Origin of the sequence: Leisingera coralii, from assembly GCF_049056525.1 — a bacterium.
In the GTDB taxonomy this organism is placed as follows: domain Bacteria; phylum Pseudomonadota; class Alphaproteobacteria; order Rhodobacterales; family Rhodobacteraceae; genus Leisingera; species Leisingera coralii.
In genome coordinates this window covers 1-21,512 of the sequence record NZ_JBHUPT010000083.1, presented here as the reverse complement: position 1 = coordinate 21,512, position 21,512 = coordinate 1, and the positions used below count along the sequence as shown (strand labels likewise).

General features: G+C 63.6%; 17 protein-coding genes and 1 pseudogene. 11 read left to right on the top strand and 7 right to left on the bottom strand.

Going from position 1 to position 21,512, the window contains the following annotated elements; translation table 11 throughout:
- Window positions 1–369: 369 nt before the first annotated feature.
- Genes ACFMBG_RS21670 through ACFMBG_RS21660 form a run of 3 tightly spaced genes read left to right on the top strand, consistent with a single transcriptional unit; the run spans window position 370 to window position 5,161 of the window.
- Window positions 370–2,304, top strand: coding sequence for a PrkA family serine protein kinase (locus ACFMBG_RS21670; RefSeq protein ID WP_421056751.1), 1,935 nt, complete (start codon window positions 370–372; stop codon window positions 2,302–2,304).
- Window positions 2,305–2,322: 18 nt separating this feature from the next.
- The gene (locus ACFMBG_RS21665; protein WP_421056750.1) at window positions 2,323–3,660 is read left to right on the top strand and encodes a YeaH/YhbH family protein; all 1,338 of its coding nucleotides are present in this window, start codon (window positions 2,323–2,325) and stop codon (window positions 3,658–3,660) included.
- Complete coding sequence (locus ACFMBG_RS21660; RefSeq protein ID WP_421056749.1) at window positions 3,647–5,161, top strand: SpoVR family protein; 1,515 nt, start codon at window positions 3,647–3,649, stop codon at window positions 5,159–5,161. Before ACFMBG_RS21665 ends, ACFMBG_RS21660 begins: the two co-directional genes overlap by 14 nt.
- Before the next feature lie 122 nt (window positions 5,162–5,283).
- On the opposite strand, the gene ACFMBG_RS21655 is transcribed toward ACFMBG_RS21660, so the two are convergent.
- Complete coding sequence (locus ACFMBG_RS21655) at window positions 5,284–6,396, bottom strand: S-(hydroxymethyl)glutathione dehydrogenase/class III alcohol dehydrogenase (RefSeq protein ID WP_421056771.1); 1,113 nt, start codon at window positions 6,394–6,396, stop codon at window positions 5,284–5,286.
- 356 nt (window positions 6,397–6,752) lie between these two features.
- On the opposite strand from ACFMBG_RS21655, the gene ACFMBG_RS21650 reads away from it, so the two are divergent.
- Window positions 6,753–9,260, top strand: coding sequence for a heavy metal translocating P-type ATPase (locus ACFMBG_RS21650; RefSeq protein WP_421056748.1), 2,508 nt, complete (start codon window positions 6,753–6,755; stop codon window positions 9,258–9,260).
- Window positions 9,257–9,646, top strand: a complete 390-nt coding sequence (gene cueR / locus ACFMBG_RS21645; protein WP_039181103.1) for a Cu(I)-responsive transcriptional regulator — start codon at window positions 9,257–9,259, stop codon at window positions 9,644–9,646. Before ACFMBG_RS21650 ends, cueR begins: the two co-directional genes overlap by 4 nt.
- Before the next feature lie 106 nt (window positions 9,647–9,752).
- Here cueR and ACFMBG_RS21640 read toward each other — a convergent pair whose 3' ends face one another.
- Genes ACFMBG_RS21640 through pcaC form a run of 4 tightly spaced genes read right to left on the bottom strand, consistent with a single transcriptional unit; the run spans window position 9,753 to window position 12,344 of the window.
- Complete coding sequence (locus ACFMBG_RS21640; protein ID WP_421056747.1) at window positions 9,753–10,583, bottom strand: 3-oxoadipate:acetyl-CoA acetyltransferase; 831 nt, start codon at window positions 10,581–10,583, stop codon at window positions 9,753–9,755.
- An 11-nt stretch (window positions 10,584–10,594) separates the two neighbouring features.
- Window positions 10,595–11,215: a protocatechuate 3,4-dioxygenase subunit alpha gene (gene pcaG, locus ACFMBG_RS21635; protein WP_421056746.1), complete on the bottom strand. Its 621-nt coding sequence runs from the start codon at window positions 11,213–11,215 to the stop codon at window positions 10,595–10,597.
- On the bottom strand, window positions 11,215–11,952 hold the full coding sequence (gene pcaH / locus ACFMBG_RS21630) for a protocatechuate 3,4-dioxygenase subunit beta (RefSeq protein WP_421056745.1): 738 nt from the start codon (window positions 11,950–11,952) through the stop codon (window positions 11,215–11,217). Before pcaH ends, pcaG begins: the two co-directional genes overlap by 1 nt.
- Window positions 11,949–12,344, bottom strand: coding sequence for a 4-carboxymuconolactone decarboxylase (pcaC, locus tag ACFMBG_RS21625; protein WP_421056744.1), 396 nt, complete (start codon window positions 12,342–12,344; stop codon window positions 11,949–11,951). The genes pcaH and pcaC overlap by 4 nt, the downstream gene beginning before the upstream one ends.
- 85 nt (window positions 12,345–12,429) lie before the next feature.
- Between pcaC and pcaQ the strand changes: the two genes are divergently transcribed.
- The 5 genes from pcaQ (at window position 12,430) to ACFMBG_RS21600 (ending at window position 20,195) form a co-directional block, all read left to right on the top strand.
- Entirely contained in the window at window positions 12,430–13,356 is a 927-nt protein-coding gene (pcaQ, locus tag ACFMBG_RS21620) for a pca operon transcription factor PcaQ (protein ID WP_421056743.1), read from the top strand.
- A gap of 120 nt (window positions 13,357–13,476) precedes the next feature.
- Window positions 13,477–14,388 (top strand): MBL fold metallo-hydrolase, encoded by a 912-nt coding sequence (locus tag ACFMBG_RS21615; RefSeq protein WP_421056742.1) that lies wholly within the window; start codon window positions 13,477–13,479, stop codon window positions 14,386–14,388.
- Between the two features lie 622 nt (window positions 14,389–15,010).
- A complete protein-coding gene (locus tag ACFMBG_RS21610) occupies window positions 15,011–16,669 on the top strand; it encodes a transcriptional regulator (RefSeq protein WP_421056741.1) in 1,659 nt (552 codons plus the stop codon).
- Between the two features lie 160 nt (window positions 16,670–16,829).
- A complete protein-coding gene (locus ACFMBG_RS21605; protein WP_421056740.1) occupies window positions 16,830–17,288 on the top strand; it encodes a hypothetical protein in 459 nt (152 codons plus the stop codon).
- A 258-nt stretch (window positions 17,289–17,546) separates the two neighbouring features.
- Window positions 17,547–20,195 carry a methyl-accepting chemotaxis protein gene (locus ACFMBG_RS21600; RefSeq protein WP_421056739.1) on the top strand — a complete coding sequence of 883 codons (2,649 nt, stop codon included), beginning with the start codon at window positions 17,547–17,549 and terminating at the stop codon, window positions 20,193–20,195.
- 176 nt (window positions 20,196–20,371) lie between these two features.
- Here ACFMBG_RS21600 and ACFMBG_RS21595 read toward each other — a convergent pair.
- Both ACFMBG_RS21595 and ACFMBG_RS21590 read right to left on the bottom strand, forming a co-directional pair.
- Window positions 20,372–20,596 (bottom strand): annotated as a pseudogene (locus ACFMBG_RS21595) (integrase core domain-containing protein); the annotation flags it as partial.
- A 374-nt stretch (window positions 20,597–20,970) separates the two neighbouring features.
- Window positions 20,971–21,138: a DUF805 domain-containing protein gene (locus tag ACFMBG_RS21590; protein ID WP_421056738.1), complete on the bottom strand. Its 168-nt coding sequence runs from the start codon at window positions 21,136–21,138 to the stop codon at window positions 20,971–20,973.
- 71 nt (window positions 21,139–21,209) lie between these two features.
- Between ACFMBG_RS21590 and ACFMBG_RS21585 the strand changes: the two genes are divergently transcribed.
- Window positions 21,210–21,512, top strand: a 303-nt coding sequence (locus ACFMBG_RS21585) for a transposase (RefSeq protein WP_421056737.1), incomplete at its 3' end; no start/stop codon positions are given.

The following is a 21,512-nucleotide window of genomic DNA, read 5'->3' as shown; positions in this document are numbered from 1 at the left end:
CACGGAAACCCTTGAAATGCCGCGGTGCAGAAGGGGCCGCCGGAAGGGCTGGTCGCTTCGATGTGAAGAAAATTTCCCGCAAAAGTTTCTGGCAATTAATTAAAAGTACACCACTTTCAGATAGGAAGAAGGATGTAATTGGTGTAAGCTCGAGAGTAAGTTAAGACGACGCCGACAGCCCTGGTATCCGGGCACAGGCCGCCGCAAAGAGCGGCCAGCAGGACGTATAACGCCAGCAGCGGCGCCGAGCAGAAATCAGAACTCAACACTGACGCGGACACCTATGCCCACGTGCTGGGCACCCGTCTGTCCGTGCGCGAAGGAACGCCAGGAGGAACGGCGCCAGTTAACCAGGAGGCTTGATCCACGATGAAAGACATTGCCGAACTTTTTGCAGAGCAGTACGGCGAAACCCGCGAGCAGGAAATGCCGCTGCAGGACTATTTGAACGCCTGCCGCGACGATCCAAGCCTGTACGCGAACGTCGCCGAGAGGATGCTGAGGGCAATTGGCGAAGAGGAGCTGGTGGACACGTCCAAGGACGCGCGGCTCGGGCCAATCTTTCAGAACCGCACGATCAAGCGATACAGCGCTTTCCACGATTTCTACGGCATGGAAGACACCATCGAACGGATCGTCGGCTACTTCCGCCACGCCGCGCAAGGCCTGGAGGAGCGCAAGCAGATCCTCTACCTGCTGGGACCGGTCGGCGGCGGCAAGTCCTCGCTGGCGGAACGCCTGAAGCGCCTGATGGAGGATCAGCCGATCTATGTGCTGAAGGCCGGCAATCAGATCTCGCCGATTTTCGAAAGCCCCCTGGGCCTGTTTGACCCGGTGCGCATGGGCAAGGTTCTGGAAGAGGAATACGGCATTGCCCAGCACCGCTTGCCGGGGCTGATGTCGCCCTGGGCGGTGCAGCGGCTGGATGAATTTGACGGTGATATCAACAAATTCTCGGTCGTGCGCATGCATCCGTCGCGGCTGCGCCGGATCTGTGTGGCCAAGGTGGAGCCGGGCGACGAAAACAACCAGGACATCTCCACTCTGGTCGGCAAGGTCGATATCCGCCAGCTGGAGCACTTCAGCCAGGATAACCCGGATGCCTACAGCTTCTCCGGCGGCCTGAACCGGGCGACCCAGGGCATCCTGGAATTTGTCGAGATGTTCAAGGCGCCGATCAAGATGCTGCACCCGCTGCTGACGGCGACCCAGGAAGGCAACTACATGGGCACCGAAAGCTTCGGCGCCATTCCCTTCAGCGGCCTGATCCTGGCGCACTCGAACGAGAGCGAGTGGCAGTCCTTCAAGAACAACAAGAACAACGAGGCCTTTATCGACCGGGTGTCGATCGTCAAGGTGCCCTATTGCCTGCGGGTCTCGGATGAGACGTCAATCTACGAGAAGCTGATCGAGAACAGCGAGTTGCGCAATGCGCCCTGTGCGCCGGAGACGCTGAAGATCCTGTCGCGCTTCTCGGTGCTTACCCGTCTGAAGCCGCATGAGAACTCGAACCTCTATTCCAAGATGCGGGTCTATGACGGCGAAAGCCTGAAGGACACCGATCCCAAGGCCAAGACGGTGCAGGAATACCAGGACCGGGCCGGCGTGGATGAGGGCATGAACGGCATCTCGACCCGCTTTGCCTTCAAGGTGCTCTCCACCACCTTCAACTTCGACACCAACGAGGTGGCGGCGGACCCGGTGCATCTGATGTATGTGCTGGAGCAGATGATCAAGCGCGAGCAGTTCCCGCAGGAGATGGAACAGAAGTATCTTGAGTTCATCAAGACCGAGCTGGCGCCGCGCTACGAGGAGTTCATCGGCAACGAGATCCAGAAGGCTTACCTCGAAAGCTATACTGAGTACGGCCAGAACGTCTTTGACCGCTACATCGCCTATGCCGATGCCTGGATCGAGGAACAGGACTACAAGGATCCGGATACCGGCCAGCTCTATAACCGCGAGGTGCTGGATGCGGAGCTCAGCAAGATCGAGAAGCCGGTCGGCATCGCCAATCCCAAGGACTTCCGCAACGAGGTCGTGAAATTCGCCCTGCGCCACCGCGCCAACACCGGGTCCAATCCGGCCTGGAACTCCTACGAGAAGCTGCGCGACGTGATCGAGAAGCACATGTTCTCCCAGGTCGAAGAGCTGCTGCCGGTGATCTCCTTCGGGTCCAAGAAGGACAGCAAGACCGAGAGCAAGCACCAGGAGTTCGTCGAGCGGATGCGCGGCCATGGCTATACCGACCGTCAGGTCCGGCGCCTGGTCGAATGGTACATGCGCGTCAACAAGGCGGGCTAAAGAGGAGCGCTGTGGAACATGCATCATTTCATCGACAGGCGCGCCAATCCGAAGGGCAAGAGCCTCGGGAACCGCCAGCGGTTCCTGCGGCGGGCCCGGGAGAATATTAAGGAGCGCGTCGATCAGTCGGTCCGGGGGAAGTCGATCCAGAGCGGCAGCGGCGTCCCGGACGAAGGCGAAAAGGTCACGATCCCGTCACGGGGGCTGAAGGAGCCGCGGTTCTTCCATTCCTCCAAGGGCGGGCTCCGCCGCCACGTGCTGCCCGGCAACAAGGATTTTGTTGTCGGCGACACCATCAAGCGGCCCCAGGGGGGCGCGGGCGAGGGCGGCCGCAAGGCCTCCGAGGACGGCGACGGCGAGGACGAGTTTTCCTTCACCCTGACCCAGGAAGAATATCTGGAAATCCTGTTTGACGGGCTGGAACTGCCGGACCTGGTGGAAAAGGCCACGGTGGAGACCGAAACCATTGGCATCCGCCGCGCCGGCCTGACCACGGCCGGGACGCCCAACAACCTCAACCTGGTGCGCACCATGCGCAACTCGCTGGGGCGCCGCATCGCGCTGCAGCGGCCCTCAACGAAGTCCCAGCGGGAACTGGAAGAGCAGATTGCCGAACTGGAGGCGCTCGATGACCGCACCCCGCCGCAGGAGGCATTCCTGGAGGAGCTGAGAAAGCGGCTGGAAGGGATCATGCGCAAGCGCAAGGTGGTCGGCTATATCGACCCGCTGGATCTGCGCTATGACACCTTTGTGCCGGAAAAGATCCGCAATTCCCGCGCTGTGGTGTTCTGCCTGATGGATGTCTCCGGCTCGATGCAGGAGCGCGAGAAGGATCTGGCAAAACGGTTCTTCCTGCTGCTGCACCTGTTCCTGGAGCGCTGTTATGAGCACACCGAGCTGGTGTTCGTGCGCCATACCCATCACGCGCAGGAAGTGGATGAGGAAACCTTCTTCTACGCCCGTGAAACCGGCGGCACCATCGTGTCGACGGCGCTGGAGAAGATGAAGGAGATCATCGACGAACGCTATCCGCCGGATGAGTGGAACATCTACGGCGCCCAGGCCTCCGACGGGGAGAACTTCGGCAATGACTCGGCGCGCTGCAAAAACCTCCTGCTGAACGACCTGCTGCCGGTCAGCCAGTTCTATGCCTATGTGGAGATTGTCGACGAGGCGGCGGAAATGCTGCTCAACAATCCGGAAGCAGGCGAAGACCTGTGGCAGAACTACCGCGAAGTGAAGAGCCTGGCCCCGCATTTCGAAATGCAGCGGGTGTCGCAGCCCGGCCATATCTATCCGATTTTCCGGGAGTTCTTCCTCCCCAAGGTGAAAGGGGTGCAGAATGCAGGCAGCTGAAAAGGCGCGCGAGCCGCTGTTCGACGGGCCGGAATGGACCTTTGAGCTGATGGAGAAGGCGCGCGACGCGATCGAGCAGATCGCGCTCGAAGACCTCGGCCTGGATGTCTACCCCAACCAGATCGAGATCATCTCTGCCGAGCAGATGCTGGATGCCTATTCCTGCGTCGGCCTGCCGCTGATGTATCAGCACTGGTCCTTCGGCAAGCATTTCGCCCGCGACGAGGCGCTGTACCGGACCGGCCGCCAGGGGCTGGCCTATGAGATCGTCATCAACTCCAACCCCTGCATCAGCTACAACATGGAAGAAAACACCATGGCGATGCAGACGCTGGTGATGGCGCATGCGGCCTTTGGGCATAATCATTTCTTCAAGAACAACTACCTGTTCCAGCAATGGACCGATGCGGCAGGCATCCACGACTATCTGGCCTTTGCCAAGAATTATATCGCCGCCTGCGAGGAGCGTTACGGGCTGAGCGCCGTGGAGGAGGTACTGGACGCCGCCCATGCGCTGCAGTCCCAGGGCGTGTTCCGTTACGGGCGCCCGCCCAAGCCGACCAGCGAGGAACTGATCGCGATGCAGAAGGTGCGCGAGGGCTACGAAAGCGGCCAGAGCGTGCTGGACATCTGGACCGATAGCACCCTAGGGCGCGACAAGCTGGAGGCCGCCGAGGATGCGTCCTACAGCGCGCGCCGCAAGCAGATGAACCTGCCGCAGGAAAACCTGCTGTATTTCCTGGAGAAGCACAGCCCGGTGCTGGAGCCCTGGCAGTGCGAGATCCTGCGCATCGTTCGGATGCTGGCGCAGTATCTCTATCCGCAAAAGCAGACCAAGGTGATGAACGAGGGCTGCGCAACCTTCGTGCACTACTACATCATCAACAAGCTCTATGAGGAAGGCCAGATCACCGAAGGCGCCTATATGGAGATGCTGCACAGCCACACCAATGTGGTTATGCAGCCGGAATTCGACGATCCGCGGTACTCGGGCATCAACCCTTATGCGCTGGGCTTTGCGATGATGCAGGACATCCGCCGCATCTGCCAGGACCCGACCGATGAGGACCGGGAATGGTTCCCGGATTTCGCGGGCAACCCGGATTGGCGCGGCGTGCTGCGCGATGCCTGGGCGAATTACCGCGACGAAAGCTTCATCCAGCAGTTCCTGTCGCCGAACCTGATCCGCAAGTTCAAGCTGTTCACCCTCACCAATGACGCGGACCTGCCCAATCTGGTTGTCAGCCAGATCCACAACCGTGCGGGCTACAAGGCGATCCGGCGCGACCTGGCCAAGCAGTACGACCTGGCCTATCTGGAGCCGGATATTCAGGTGACGGACGCGGACTTGCGCGGCGACCGGGAGCTGAAGCTGACCCACACGGTGCGCGATGGCATCCATCTGGATGAAGAGGACCAGGAAGAGGTCCTCAAGCACCTGCGCCGCCTTTGGGGCTACGGTGTCAGGCTGGATGCTGTCGAAACTGTCGGCGAAGACTGATCCTCATGCGCGGGCCTGGCCCTTTTGCTGGGGCAGGCTGAGCGCCGCAGGGCAAGCCGCATGCGAAAATGAAAACGCAGGCCCGGGAGCCTGCGTTTTGCGGTCTGGCATTCGGCCGGGGATCAGAATTCCACCACGGCGCGGATGGATTTGCCCTCGTGCATCAGGTCGAAACCTTCGTTGATCTGATCCAGGGTCAGCTTGTGGGTGATCATCGGGTCGATCTCGATCTTGCCGTCCATGTACCAGTCGACGATCTTCGGCACGTCGGTGCGGCCGGAAGCGCCGCCGAAGGCGGTGCCTTTCCAGACCCGGCCGGTGACCAGCTGGAACGGGCGGGTCGAAATTTCGGCCCCGGCCGGCGCCACGCCGATGATGATGCTTTCGCCCCAGCCCTTGTGGGCGCATTCCAGCGCGGTGCGCATCACCTGAACGTTGCCGGTGGCGTCAAAGGTGTAGTCAGCGCCGCCGCCGGTCAGTTCGACCAGATGCGCCACCAGATCGCCCTCGACCTCGGCCGGGTTGACGAAGTCGGTCATGCCGAATTTCTCGGCCATTTCCACCTTGCCCGGGTTCAGGTCAACACCGACGATCTGGTCGGCACCGGCCAGCCGCAGGCCCTGGATCACGTTGAGGCCGATGCCGCCGAGGCCGAAGACCACCGCGCGGGAGCCGATTTCCACCTTGGCGGTGTTGATCACCGCACCGATGCCGGTGGTGACGCCGCAGCCGATGTAGCAGACCTTGTCGAACGGCGCGTCCTCACGGATTTTCGCCAGCGCGATTTCCGGCACCACGGTGTGGTTCGCGAAGGTCGAGCAGCCCATGTAGTGATGGATCGGGGTGCCGTCCTGCATCGAGAACCGGGTGGTGCCGTCCGGCAGCAGGCCCTGGCCCTGGGTCGAGCGGATTGCCTGGCACAGGTTGGTCTTGGGGTTGAGGCAGTATTCGCACTCACGGCATTCGGGGGTGTAGAGCGGGATCACGTGGTCGCCGGGCTTCAGCGAGGTGACACCTTCGCCAACCTCGACCACGACGCCTGCGCCTTCATGGCCCAGGATTGCCGGGAAGATGCCTTCGGGGTCATCGCCCGAGCGGGTGAATTCATCGGTGTGGCACAGGCCGGTTGCCTTGATTTCCACCAGAACCTCGCCCGCCTTGGGGCCTTCGAGGTTCACCTCCATGATTTCCAGCGGTTTGCCGGGGGCAACCGCAACGGCGGCGCGGGTCTTGATCATGTGACTGGTCCTTCGTCCATATTCTCCGGGGCCGGGCCGCCGCAGGGCGGGTCCGGGGTGAATGCGTTGCCAGCGGCAGGGCCGCGGGCCGGAATGACCCAGCGTTACATTTGCAGGCCGGCGCACGCAAGCATTGCCTCGGCACCCTAACAGTCCCGGCAGGCAGGGCTTTGCCCCGAATGCGACAGCTGAGCGGCGGTCCGCGCCATCTGTTCAGGAAGAAAAAACCGCGTTTTCCAGCAGCTTGCCCGCAGGCTTCCAGTTTTGGGAAGGAATCTTGCTGCGGGGCCTTGACCTTCCCCTGACTGGAACCCTCATATGGCCTAACATAGGATAAAGCCTGCAGGTCTCCCATGTCAGAAAACACCCGTATATCACTGCAAATCACCAACCTGAGCTGCGCTGGCTGTGCCGGGCGCGCCGAACGTGCCCTGGCAGCGGTCGAAGGGGTCGAGACGGCCTCGGTGAACCTTGCAAACGCAACCGGCCAGGTCGAGGCCGCGCCGGAGGTGCAGCTGGTTCAGCTGACGGATGCGCTCAAATCCGCGGGCTACCCGGCGGCGGAGTCGGAAATCACCTTGGCTCTCAGCGGTATGAACTGCGCGTCTTGCGTGGGCCGGGTGGAGCGGGCGCTGCTGGAGGTGCCGGGGGTGTTGGCGGCAAGTGTCAACCTGGCCAATGAAACCGCGCAGGTCCGGTTTCTGACCGGCGCGGCCCGCGCAGCCGATCTGGCCCGCACGGTGACAGAGGCAGGCTACCCGGCACGCCTGAGCAGCGGTGCCGCGGATGAGGCGGAGCAGGCGAGCCAGCGCAAGGCGGATGAGATTGCCGCGCTGGCCCGGCAGGTGCTGATCGCCGCGCTGCTGACCCTGCCGGCCTTCCTGATCGAGATGGGCGGCCACACGATCCCGGCGCTGCATCACTGGGTTGTGGCCAATATCGGCATGCAGAACAGTTACTTGCTGCAATTCGCGCTGGCCACCCTGGTGCTGGCCGGGCCGGGGCGGCAGTTCTACAGCAAGGGTTTCCCGGCGCTGTTCCGGGGGGCGCCTGACATGAACGCGCTGGTGGCGCTGGGCACCTCCGCCGCTTACGGGTTCTCGGTGATCTCCACCTTCGCGCCCGGGCTGCTGCCCGCAGGCACTGCCAATGTTTATTACGAGGCCGCCGCGGTGATCGTGGTGCTGATCCTGACCGGCCGGTTCCTGGAGGCGCGCGCCAAGGGGCGCACCGGCGCGGCGATCCGCAAGCTGGCCGGGCTTCAGCCGAAAACCGCCATGGTGGTTGCCGGCGGCGAAGCGGTAGAAACCCCGGTCGAGGAGATCGGGGCAGGGGACCTGATCCGGGTCCGCCCGGGCGAGCGTATCGCTGTGGACGGCGAGATTGTGTCGGGCAGCTCCTACATCGATGAGAGCATGATCAGCGGTGAGCCGGTGCCGGTGGCCAAATCCCGCGGCGATGAGGTGACAGCGGGCACCATAAACGGCAACTCCGCGCTGGAATTCCGCGCCACCCGCGTCGGCCGCGACACCGTGCTGGCGCAGATCATCCGCATGGTAGAGCAGGCCCAGGGCGCCAAGCTGCCGGTGCAGGGGCTGGTGGACCGGATCACCCTGTGGTTCGTGCCCGCGGTGATTGCGGTTGCGGCGCTGACGGTGCTGGCTTGGTCCCTGTTCGGCCCGGCGCCCTCCTTGCCGCTGGCCTTGGTGGCTGGGGTTTCGGTGCTGATCATCGCCTGCCCCTGTGCGATGGGGCTGGCAACGCCGACCTCGATCATGGTGGGCATCGGCCGCGCCGCCCAGATGGGGGTGCTGTTCCGGAAAGGCGACGCGCTGCAGCGGCTGCAGGAAGTCCGGGTAGTGGCGCTCGACAAGACCGGCACTTTGACCGAGGGCCGCCCGGCTCTGACCGAGCTGATCTGCGCCGAGGGTTTTACCCGCGAGGAAGTTCTTCGCCTGGCTGGCGCGGCGGAGGCGCAGTCGGAACACCCCATCGCCCGCGCCATTACTGCAGCGGCGGGTAAGAGGCTGCCCAAGGCGGACGCCTTTGAGGCGATCCCGGGCTATGGCCTGCGGGCGCAGGCCGAGGGGCGCGCGGTTTTGGTTGGCGCGGCCCGGCTTATGGCCCGCGAAGGCATTGCGCTTGGCGCGCTGGCGGCGGAAGGTGAAAGGCTCGCGGAACGCGGCGAAACCCCGCTGTACGCGGCCATTGACGGGCAGGCGGCGGCGGTGATTGCGGTGGCTGACCCGATCAAGCCGGGCACCCCTGCGGCGATCAAGGCGTTTCACGATCAGGGGCTGAAGGTGGCGATGATCACCGGCGATGCGGCCGCGACGGCGCAAGCGATTGCCAGGCGGCTGGGCATTGACGCGGTGAAAGCCGAATGCCTGCCTGCGGACAAAGTCAAGACGCTGCAGGAGCTGCAAGCGGAGCATGGCGCGCTGGCTTTCGTCGGGGATGGCATCAATGACGCGCCGGCGCTGGCAGCGGCGGATGCAGGCATCGCCATCGGCACCGGCACCGACGTTGCCATCGAGGCGGCAGATGTGGTGCTGGTTTCCGGCGATTTGCGCGGGGTGGTGAATGCGCTGACCGTCAGCCGCGCCACCATGCGCAACATCCGCCAGAACCTGGGCTGGGCCTTTGGCTATAACGTGCTGCTGATCCCGGTGGCCGCCGGGGTGCTCTATCCCTTTGGCGGGCCGCTGCTGTCGCCGGCATTGGCCGCGGGCGCGATGGCGCTGTCGAGCGTGTTTGTGCTGTCCAATGCCCTGCGCTTGCGCCGCCTGAAACCTGCCATAGATGAGGAGCAGGCCGTATCTGCGGCCAAGGAAGCCGGCAAGCAGGAGGCGCGCGCATGAACATCGGGGACGTATCCAGCCGCTCAGGCCTGCCCGCCAAGACAATCCGCTACTACGAGGACATTGGCCTGATCAAGCCGCACCGCAGCGCTAACGGCTACCGCTGCTTTGCCGAGACCGATCTGCACAAGCTGGCCTTTCTGGGCCGTGCCCGGGCATTGGGCTTCACCATCGAGGACTGCCGCACCCTGATGGCGCTTTACGAGGACGAAAGCCGCGCGAGCGCCGATGTGAAACAGCTGGCGCAGGAGCATCTGGCCAAGATCGAGGAGAAGATCGCGGATCTTCAGGCGATGCACGACACGCTTGGCGAGCTGGTCAACAGCTGCGCTGGCGACAGCCGTCCGGACTGTCCGATCCTCAAAGACCTGTCTGGCGAGGGATGATCTGAGCAGCAAAGAGGGCGGGGCGCTCCCGCGCCCGCGGCGGCCCTGACGGGCCGCCTTGCGGCCTTGGGCATGGCTTCGGGCCTGCGGCCCGAAGCAGGCGGCCTCAGGCGGGCCGCAGCTCCAGGATCTCGCGGGCCTGCTGCCAGGTGGCGACGGGGCGCTCGTATTTTTCACACAGCTCTGCCGCCCGTTTCACCAGCGCCGCGTTGGAGGGCGCCAGGGTGTCCCGGTCGAGCCGCATGTTGTCCTCAAGCCCGGTGCGGGTATGGCCGCCCGCGGCGATGGACCATTCGTTGACCAGGATCTGCCCGGCTCCGACGCCGGCGCCGCACCACTGGGCCTCCGGCGCCAGCCGCTGCATGGTCTTGACGTAGTAGTCGAACACGTCCTTGTCGACGGGCATCGCGTTCTTCACCCCCATCACGAACTGCACGTAGAGCTTGCCGGGAATGCGCCCCTCCCGGTTCATCTTCACCGCCTGGTGAATGTGCGACAGGTCAAAGGCTTCGATCTCCGGCTTCACCTCGTGAGCGCGCATTTCCGAGGCCAGCCAGTCCACCAGATCAGGGGAATTCTCATAGACCCGGGTTGGGAAGTTGTTGGAGCCCACCGACAGCGACGCCATGTCGGGGCGCAGGGGCAGCATTCCGCCGCGCTCCCGGCCAGCGCCGGAGCGGCCGCCGGTCGACAGCTGGATGATCATGCCGGGGCAGTGTTTCTGCAGCCCCTCCATCAAGCGGGCGAATTTCTCTGGGTCCGAGGTCGGCGTCTGGTCGTCGTTCCTCACATGGCAATGGGCAATCGAGGCACCGGCCTCAAAAGCCTCATGGGTGCTTTCGATCTGTTCTTCGATGGTGACCGGCACCGCCGGGTTGTTTTCCTTGGTCGGCACCGAGCCGGTGATGGCGACGCAGATGATGCAGGGTTTGCTCATGGAATTCCCCTTCAGATATCGAAAAACACGGTCTCATTTTCGCCCTGCAGGCGGATTTCGAAACGGTAGACAGGCGTGCCGCCGCGCAGCTCACGCTTGGCGATCAGGGTGACCCGGCGGCGCTCCCACTCTATCACATTCAGCACCGGGTCGGCAGCATTGGCCTCTGCCTCGTCTTCGAAATAGATCCGGGTGTTCAGTCCCACGTTGATGCCGCGCGCCACGATCCACAGGCTGATATGCGGTGCCATCATCTGCCCGTTACGGCCCATGACCGGCCCGGGTTTCACGGTGTCAAAGCCCCATTCGCCGGTTTCGAAATCGGTGATCACCCGGCCCCAGCCGCGAAAACCCTCCTCCACCCCGCCTGTATGCTCCGGGTGGGCATAGACGCCGTCTGCATTGGCCTGCCAGGCCTCCAGCAGCACGTCCTTGACCGGCGAACCGGTGCCGTCTGTCACTATGCCTTCAACCCGGATGCGCTCGCCCTTGGCGTTGGGCCCGGCAATGTCCCAGCCAAGCTCCTGATCGTAGATCTCGAACCCCGCCGCGCCGGGGGCGAGGCCGATATGGACATATGGCCCGGCGGTCTGAGAGGGGGTTTCCTTCAGATAGTCCAGCTTCTGGCGCATCAGTTCCCCTCCAGCCGGTTTTCGAACAGCGTGGACCGCCGCCCGCGCAACACGATGTCAAAGCGGTAGGCGATGGTGTCGAGCGGAATGGTGGCGTTCAAGTCGAGCCGGGCCACCAGCATCTCCACCGCCTCCGGGTCCGGTATGGTGTTCACGATCGGGCAGCGGGCAATCAGCGGGTCGCCCTCGAAGTACAGCTGGGTGATCAGCCGCTGGGCAAAGCCGGAGCCGAAGACCGACACGTGGATATGCGCAGGCCGCCAGTCGTTCACCCAGTTGCGCCAGGGGTAGGCGCCGGGCTTCACGGTGCGGAAATTGTAGCAGCCGTTTTCATCCGTCAGGGTGCGGCCGCAGCCGCCAAAGTTCGGGTCCAGCGCGCCGAGGTAGGTGTCCTTCTTGTGCCGGTAGCGGCCGGAGGCATTGGCCTGCCAGATCTCCACCAGCGTGTTCGGCACGGGACGCGCGTTTTCGTCCAGCACCCGGCCATGCACGATGATGCGCTCGCCGATCGGGCTTTCGCCGGGCTGGGCGAAGTTCGTCAGCAGGTCGTTGTCCGTGGCATTTATGTCGTTGTGCCCGAACACCGGGCCGGTGATCTCGCTGGCGGTGTTTTCCAGGCTGATCAGCGGAAACTGCGGCGAGCGGGTGACCGAGGTCTTGTAGTCCTGCGACAGGGCTGGCGGGTGCCAGCACCGGTCGCGCTGATAGAACTCCCCCTGTTTCGGCGGCGTGTTCATGCAGGCTCCTCTCCTTCGGCTGCCATTGCGGCATAGGTTTCCTTGGCAAGCTTCAGCGCCTGATTGGCGCGCGGCACCCCGGCATAGATGGCCACATGCTGGAACGCTTCCATCACGTCATGCTGGCTGGCGCCGGTGCGGGCGGTGGCGCGGATGTGCATCGGGATCTCGGCAAAGTTGCCGGTGGCTGCCAGCAGCGCCAGTGTCAGCATCGACCGTTCCCGCAAGGAGATCCGGTCCGACGCCCAGACCGTGCCCCAGGCGGCCTCAGTAATCAGCTCCTGAAACGGCTGATCCAGCGCGGTCTTTGCGGCCTCGGCACGGTCCACATGGGCATCGCCCAGCACCTTGCGCCGTATTTGCATGCCGCGGTCGTAACGGTCTTGCGTCATTGCAGCCTCCCTTTGCGGGGAGTATCGCATACCGGGGATGATCTGTATAATTCTCAATCAGACATAAAATAATACCCGTACTGATATGCGTCTCTCGTCATCTTTGAAGCTGCGCCATCTTGAAGTCTTCGTCGAAGTCGCCCGCAAGATGAGCGTGACCCAGGCGGCTGAAGCGCTGGGCATGAGCCAGCCGGCGGTTACCCGGGCATTGCGCGAGCTGGAGGAGGTCTGCGGCAAGCCATTGGTAGAGAAGCACGGCCGCGGCATCCGGCTCAGCAGTTATGGCGAGCTGTTCCGGGACCATGCTGGGCGCAGCCTGGCGCTGGCGCGGGACGGGGTGGCGCTGCTGCAGGGGCTGGGGGAGGCGGAGGGGCCGCTGGTCTCCATCGGGGCGCTGCCGACCGTGGCCGCCGATCTGGTGCCGGACACGCTGGCGCAACTGCGCGCAGGCAGCGCGCCGGGGCGGTTCCTGGTGATGTCCGGCGGCAATCAGTATCTGATCGACCAGCTGCGCCGCGGCAGTCTGGATGTGGTGGTCGGCCGGCTGCCCGCGCCCGAGACCATGGCCGGAGTGGAGTTTGATCCGCTGTATCGCGAGCGGGTCGCCGTGGTGGTCGCGAAAGGTCACCCGCTGGCCGGCGTTGCCCATTTGCCGCCGGGGGTGTTTGAGGACTATCCGGTGCTGATGCCGTCGGAAGGCTCAATCATCCGCCCCTTTGTCGAGCGGATGTTTCTGGAACAGGGCTTGGCGCTGCCGCGGTTCCCGGTCGAGACGGTCTCCCCGTCTTTCGGGCGGCGGTTTGTTCTGGCCCATCAGGCGGTCTGGATCATCAGCCACGGTGTAGTGCGGCCCGAACTGGAGGCTGGCACCATGACAGCACTGCCGTTGAACACGGACAGCACATTGGGCCCCGTGGGCCTGTGCACCCGCCGAGAGCACCAGCTGAGTGCCGCCGCGCAGCGGTTTTGCGCCGCGTTGCGCAGCCATTGTGCGGCTTTGGGGCTTTCGTGACGCTACCGCTGGCCGGGCTGCGGCAAAGCAGGCGTTTCCCTCGCTGCCGCGATGTATTATATAATTCATCAAATGGAATATTTGCATTTGATGTGAGATGAGCGAAGCGGGGGAAAGGTCATGGCCTTAAGCAGACGGAATTTCGGCCTGGCGGCTGCGGCGGGGCTGGCGGCGGCAGCGGCGCCTGGATGGGCGCTGTCCAGCATCAGGCTGGGTGCCAAGCAGATTGAAACGCTGTCGGACGGCCACCTTACCTTGCCGCCGGAGTTTATCTTTGGCGGGCTGGACCCGGAGGCGCTGCAACCGCTTCTCCAGCAGTACGGGATTGCCTCCGGACCTTTGAAGCCAGAAGTCAACGTCACCCTGCTGAGGGACGAGGGCCGGGTGGTGCTGTTCGACGCGGGCTCCGGGCCCGGGTTCCAGGACAGTGCTGGCAGGCTGCCAGGGGCGCTGGAGGCCATCGGGGTTGCCCGGGAGGAGGTGACCCATGTGGTGTTTACCCATTGCCATCCGGATCACCTCTGGGGGGTGCTGGACGATTTCGACGATCTGCTGTTTCCCGAAGCTGCGTTCCTGATGGGGCAGGGCGAATGGGAGTATTGGTACGACCCGGATACTGCCGCCAGCATCGGCAGCAGCCGCGCTGCCATGGCCGCCGGAGCCCGCCGCCGGATGGAGGTGCTGGAGGACAGGGTGCAGCTGTTCACCGATGGTGCGGAAATCCTGCCCGGCGTTGCCGCCCGGGCCACCCCGGGCCACACGCCGGGGCATATGTCGTTCGAAATCCGCAGCGGCAGTGAAAGCGTCCTGATCCTGGGCGACGCGGTTGGCAATCATCACGTCAGCTTTGCCGAGCCTGCCTGGCCCATAGGCTCCGACCAGGATCCGCAGGCCGCCGCAGCAACGCGCCTGCGCCTGCTGGACCAGCTGGTCTCAGACCGGATGCGGCTGATTGGCTACCATTTGCCTGGCGGCGGTATCGGGCGGGCAGAACGATCCGGCAGCGGGTACCGTTTCGTGCCTGAGGCCTAGGGCAAGGCTCTTTTTCCGCGCCACCGCTTGGTCAGGTTTGGCGCTTTCCGGCCGGACTTGGGGTCTCCGCCGCAGACTTTCACGGCGCGGCCGTTCCCTGTCCCGGCGGGGCAGGGGGGGCAGGTTGGCAGAACTTCGAAATTGCATCTTCGAGTCAGTGCCGCGGCTGGCGCCGCGCCTGGGCGTTTTTTCTTTGGTTTTTTGAACTGCCTTGTGTTGAGCAGATTTGCCGCTGTTTTGGGCTTGAGCCTGGGATCCGCCCATGCAGGTTCGGCTGCGGCCTGCCTGTAAGGGCGCTGAATTTGCGGAGATAATCCCGCCGCTATCCTGAGGAATAGAATTTGCACGTATTCCGTGTGAGATGCCCGTTTTTACTCGGGGCTGCTTGAGCTGCAGGGCATGAGCTGTAAATCACGCTCTCAGGCCGCTTTCAGCGCGACAAGGATTTAAGCTGACGTGGGTCAATTATGTTGAGGCGAGTGAATGCGGCACCCGGCTTTGCGGGCTGGTACTGATCTGAGCGTTTAAATTTTTACAATCAATAATTGCAAAGCAAATTTAGTCAATGCAATATGATGGTAGTTTAACATCGGTTGTAACAAGCGTTTAGTGGGGTTGGCGGATGACTGTCTTTCTCAAGATTTGCCGGTTTGGGGCTTTTGGCGTTTTTCGCGCGGACGGGGTGAGCGTGCAACTGGGGGCCAAGCACCAGGCGCTGATGGCGCTGCTGTCCACGGCCGACGGAGGGATCCGGACACGTGCGTTTCTGGAGAAGACACTGTGGTGCCTGGCGCAGCCGGAACAGGCCAAGGCAAGCCTGCGCACTGCACTGTCGACGCTGCGGCGGCATCTCGGCCCGGAGGCGGCCAAACTGCTGTTTGCCAACCGGGAGCGGGTCATCCTGGACCTGACCCGGGTGGAGCTGGACGGCTGTACGGGCAGTGCAGAATTCATGGAAGGCTTTGAGCTGCCGCATGAATCCGCCTTTAATGCCTGGCTGGCGGAAACCCGTGCGGAGTTTGCCCGCGGGGCTGCGCAGCCGGCGCCCGATGCCGGCGTCTCCCCGGGGCGTGTGATCCTGGACAGGCTGCTGCCCTCGATTGCGGTGCTGCCTTTTGTCCACCGGTCGCCGGGCGATGCGGATGCGCCGCTTGGATCGCTGATGTCCGAAGAACTGTCGCGGCACCTGTCGCGCAGCTGGGCTTTCTCGGTGACCTCCTATCTTGCTTCACGCCAATTCGACCCGGAAACCGTGCGCCCGGCCGAGGTGTCTTCGGTTGCGGGGGTCGACTATCTGGTGTCGGGGACAGTCACCAGCGAAGGCGGCCGGTACCGCGCCGAAATAGACCTGCATGATGCGGTCCGGGAGAAGGTGATCTGGTCGCGCAATTTCGAAGGCAGCAAGAGCAGCCTGATGGAGGGGCGCAGCTCGGTGCTGCGCAACGCCACGCTGCAGATCGGCCAGAGTGCCGCGGGCGAGGCGGTGCGGCTGGCCGGGTTCAAGCCGCTGAAGGCGCTGGAAAGCCACGTGCTGCTGATGGCGGCAATTTCGCTGATGCAGGAAATGGATGTGCAGAAATTCCAGCGGGCGCATGAAATCCTGTCCCATCTGCTGGAGCGCGAGCCGAAACATGCGCTGCCGCTGACCTGGATGGGGTTCTGGCATGTGATGCGGGTCGAAAAGGGGCTGTCGCCGAACCGCGAGGAGGACAGCCGCCTCGCCAGCGGGATGGCGGAGGCGGCTATTGAAGCGGCGCCGGGATTTTCGCTGGCCCACACGCTCAAGGGGCTGATCTCCAGCCACCTGACCTTCCGGTTCGACCTGGCACAGGATGCCTATGACCTGGCGCTGCGCGACAATCCGAACGAAGCCCTGGCGCTGCTGCTGAAAGGGGCGACGCTTGCTTATCAGGATATGCCGGATGAGGCGGTGCAGATGACCGACGCGGCCCGGCAGCTGACCCCTCTGGGCCCGCAGCGCTACTACTTCGACGCGATTTCGGCACTGGCGCATTTGGCGGCCCGCAACTATGGCCGCGCGATCGAACTGGCCGACCGCTCGCTGGCGGCCAAAGGCGCCTTCCCGGTGCCGCTGCGCTCCAAGGCGATTGCCCTGCAGATGTCCGGTCGGGGCGACGAGGCCAAGACCGCGGTGCAGGAACTGCTTGAGGCCGCGCCGAAATTCTGCCTGTCGCAATTCCAGCGGGACAACCCGGCCGCAATGAGCCCGGCCGGGCCGGAATGGGCCTCTGCCTTGCGGCAAGCCGGCGTGCCGGACTAGCACCGGTCCGGCACCCCCGTATGCCTGCTGCCGGGTGACGCCTGGTAATGCGTATTCGGGGCATTTGCCGAAAGGCCGGGCCGCACATGTTAGCACCCGTTGGTAACTGGCGGCGGGCTGGGGCAATCAAGACCGGTAACGGGCAGAGTAGGGAGGGGGCGTGAGCGAAAATCTGGCATTTGAACGTCGTTTCTCTGATTTCGGACCTGCTGTGCAGCCCGAGGAGCGGACACAGGAAATCCTGGATATTGTGGAAGATTTCATGCACCGCTGGGGGTACTCGGTCCGTAATCTGATCGGCGCAGAACTGACGGTCGAGCATCTTGGCAGCAGTGCGGAGGGGGGCGCGGACCTGATTTTCCGCATGGCAGCGCTAGACTATTTCGAGATTGTCCTCCGCGGCCGCAATGGTGCCGTCAGCTATGGCGGCTGGCTCACTGGCACATTGCCGGTTTCGGTTTCCGGCGAACAGGTCAATGGCCGCCCGGTTCTGCTGACCACCCGCCGTGAGGGCGGCGAGATCCGCCATGAGTTCGACCCGCTGACCGGCTACCGTCCGGTGATGGAAACCGCGAACCTGCCACTGCATGCTGTGTGGCGGCTCTCGGACGCCATCTAGCCTCAGGGCCCAAGAAAACAGTGGCAATCCAACTCCGGCGCCGCGGCCTTAGCTGCCGGCCGGTAAAATGCAACTGATTTTCCCTGCTCTGCTCATGCTTCTTTTAGATTCTTCCCGCCCTTCTAACGAATAGACGCGGGCAATTGCGTGGCAGCGGCCCTGCACCGTTGAATGCCTGGCCTGACCATCGCGGCAGTGGGGCGGCCCGCTGACTGGCCCGGGCTCAGATGTATGCGGGCGGATAACTTGGGTGAGACTATGACTACTACAAATGACGTTCAGGCACAGCGCCGTTTCCGGCTGTTTTCCAGCATAGGCGCCAAGATCACGCTTATTCTGATGGCAATGGGCGCGGCCTCCGCCGTTGGCGGTGTGCTGGTCACCCTCGTGTTCTCCCAGACCGGCCGTCAGATGGAAGTTCTGACCCAGGAGAAGGTGCCCCAGCTGGAGCTGAGCAGCCGGCTGGTGAATGCCGCAGGCCGCACCAAGAATACGATGATCGGCGTTTTGCAGGCCGGATCGGCTGAGACGCTGGCCCAGGCCGAGGAAGAGGCCGCTGCCGCCATTGCAAATCTCGACGCAACCGTTTCCGGGCTGCCCGCGGATGAGCAGGCCCTTTTTGCGCCGGAGGCGTCTGCCGCCGCGGAAATGCTCAGCAATCTGATTGCGGCGCGCAAGGGGGCCTTCCGCAACCAGGCCTGGATCGACACTCAGACGGCCAGCCTGCAAACCCTCAGCCAGGCGGTGCAGGATAAGCTTGTTGTGGTCGCCTCCGAGGCCCGCGACAGCCTGATGGACGGCGGCGAAGAAACCATCATCCAGGTCGATGAGGTCCTGAACAACCTGGTGGAGCAGCAATTCGGAGGCCTGCAGACACTGCTGGAAGCGCGGGCGGACATCAGCATCCTGTCCGGCGCGGCGCTGGCGCTGGGGCATGTGCGCGATGTGCCCACCAAAAGGGCGCTCAAGAAAATGGCCAATGACGCGCTGAAGCGGCTGGAGCCGGTGATGGGGCGGCTTGAGGACCTGGGCCTGGATGCCTTCCGGGTGAAAAAGGTCAGCGAAGGTGTCGAGCTGTTCCGCTATACGCTGACGGCCAGCCGCAAGGAGCTGAAAGACAGCCGCAAGGAGGTGCTGGCTGCCCGCAATGCCAGTGTGCGCCCGCTGACCCAGGCGATGGAGCGTATGGTGTTCACCCTGTCGGTTGCGGCCACCCAGGCCAGCGACGACAACCGCACTGCAATTCAGGGCCTGCTGGACAACCAGGTCGGCGTCCTGCAGCAGCTGCTGGAAATCAATAGCTGGATCAGCGCCTTCCAGGTTGCGGCGCTGGACATGGCTGCTGCGCATGACATTCCCACGGCCCGTGCCGCCGCCGGGCCGCTGCAGGAGGCCGCCGAGGAGCTGGCGGGCTATACCGGTTTCAATGATGGCGTCTTTGAGAAGGAGCTGAAGGGGATGGTGGCGCTGGCTGACCCTTCCCAGGGCCTGCCGGTGTTCAAGGTCGCAGCCCTGGAGGCCGCTGCCGAAGCCGCGGCGGCGTCGCGGGCTACGGTGGAGGCGGTGCTTGAATTTTCTCACAAGGCGACCTCTCTGGGAGCTGAAAGCCAGCTGGAGATTGCCTCGATCGCGGACGGGCTTGCCGCAGATGTGACCGCAGCGCAGCGGCAGCTGCAGATCCTGGCGGCAGTGGCGGCGGGGGTGTTCCTGGCGGCTCTGGTCCTGACCCGGATCCTCATCCTGCGCCCGCTGGCCGACATCAGCGGCACCACTGAACGGTTGGCCGCGGGCAACCTGCGTCCGGTGACCGGTTACGAGCGCTCCAGCGATGAGATCTACCGCATCGCCACGGCGCTGTCGGTGTTCCGCGACGGGCTGGTGGAAAAGGCAGAGGTGGAGGCTGCAGCCGAGGCTGAGCGCAACGCGCGCCTTACCGAGCAGGCGGCCGCCGTGACGGCTATCGGCAGCGGCTTGGAACGGCTGTCCCAAGGCGATCTGACCTACCGCATCCGCGGCGAGATGGGGGAGGGGTATGCCAAGCTGCGCGATGATTTCAACGTGGCGCTGGAGAAGCTGGAGGCCTCCGTGCGCAGCCTCAGCGCCAGCGGGCAGTCGATCGCCGGCGGCAGCACTGAAATATCCTCGGCGTCCCGCAACCTTTCCGAGCGTTCGGAGCACACAGCGCAGACCCTGGCCGGAACGGCGGCTGCGGTGAACCAGCTTTCGGTGTCCATCGCCGGCACCGCCCAGGCCTCCGGCGAAGCCTCAGCCTCGGTCGAGGCGGCGCGCCAGAACGCCAGCGAAAGCATCGAAGTGGTGAAGCGGACCTACGGCGCGATGGAGGCGATCAAGGAAAGTTCCGAAAAGATTTCCCGGATCATCGGCATGATCGAGGCGATTGCCCAGCAGACCAACCTGCTGGCGCTGAATGCCGGCGTCGAAGCGGCCCGTGCGGGCACTGTCGGCAAAGGTTTTGCCGTCGTCGCCTCGGAAGTCCGGACCCTGGCGCACCGGTCCAAGGAGGCCGCCACGGAAATCGCTGCGCTGGTGGACGAAGCCGGCCAGAACGTCGAACTCGGTGCGGATCTGGTCGAGCAGACCCGCACGGCGATCACCGAAATCTCCGCCTCTGTCGCCAGCGCGGCCGACCTGATGAAGTCCATCTCCCAGGCGTCCTCGGAGCAATCTGGCAGTCTCCAAGAGATCAATACGGCAATGGCCAATCTCGACGACGCAACGACCCGCAACGCGGCATTGTTCGAGGAGGTCACCTCCTCCAGCCTGGGCCTGTCCAAGGAAGCTCAGGCCATGGCGGGAGCCATCGGCACCTTCCGCACGCAGGCCGCAGGCACCGGACGGGACGCCAGCGGACTGGAGCACGAAGAGGACTGGCGGCTGCAGGCCTAAGGCGCTTGGTGGGCTCAATAGTAGAGCCCCCCCAACTGAACTGGTCCCCCCTATGTTTAGGAAACGGAGGACCAAGAATGGCAAACAAGCGACCGAAGCCCGAAGAGATTGTCTCAAAGTTGCGGCAGGTTGAGGTTCTGATGGGGCAAGTGACCTGCCCCCCACTGGTCCCTCGTTCATAACGAGAGTCTTCGGGTTTGGTTTTGATAGTCGTCGGTTTCGGGCTGGGCAAGCGCGCCGGGCGCGGAGCCCTCAAATTGCTCAGGCGTCCGGCGCGCTTCGGACGGTGTTTTGTTCCCGAGCGATGAGTGCGGCCTGACGGTGTTGTAATCGTAACGCCAGAGCGCCAGCTTCCGGCGGGCGTCGTCCACCCGGATAGGTTCGGCTGCATCAAACACCTCGAAGGAGTGCGGCCATTCAGCGTCAAAGGGCTCGATTTGACGGTCTTCCTTCTCCTGCAATGGAATTCGGGCGTCGAAGCTGAAAGGGTTCCCGCAGACAAAACCGCCGGAGGGAATTTCTCCACCGCCACCGCTCGTCAGCGGGTCGATAGCGGTTCTAGGCTGGGATGTTGGCGCTGGGATCTTGGGTGAGCGGGTCGCTGGCGGTCAGGGAACTACCGAACCGCCCCAGAAACCGGGCCGTCTCCAGGCCGCTCACCCAAGATCCCAGCGCCAACATCCCAGCCGAAACATCCCAGCCTGTCGCTATCGACCCGCTGACGAGCGGTGGCGGCGGAGACCCGATGGTGACGGATCTCCGGTGGTGTGGGTGGTTAGACGGGGGCGTCTTTGAATTCGTCGGTCGGAACCAGCAGCAGGAACACCATCAGAGCTAGGTTCGCTGGCGGGACGAGGACCAGAAGGGACCACCATTGATTTACTCCGGTGTCTCGCGTCCGGCGAACACCGAAGGCAAGAAGAACCGCTGCAACCACGCCCATCGCCCGTGACGTGCTCTCCTGAAATGTCCTCGCTTTGAGGTTAGCCTGTTCTCCAACCGAGGAGACAGACGATGAAGAGAAGCCGGTTCAGCGAAGAGCAGATCATAGGCATTCTGAAGGAGCACCAGGCCGGAATGGGCGCGAAAGAGTTGTGCCGCAAGCACGGCATCAGCGATGCGACCTTCTACAAGTGGCGGTCGAAGTATGGCGGCATGGAAGTTTCGGACGCCCGGCGGCTGAAGGCGCTGGAGGCAGAGAACGCCAAGCTGAAGAAGATGCTGGCGGAGCAAATGCTTGATGTCGCCACACTCAAGGAAATGCTGGGAAAAATGTATGGTCCGCCCCGCGGTTGCAAGTCGCGTGGTGACGTTATG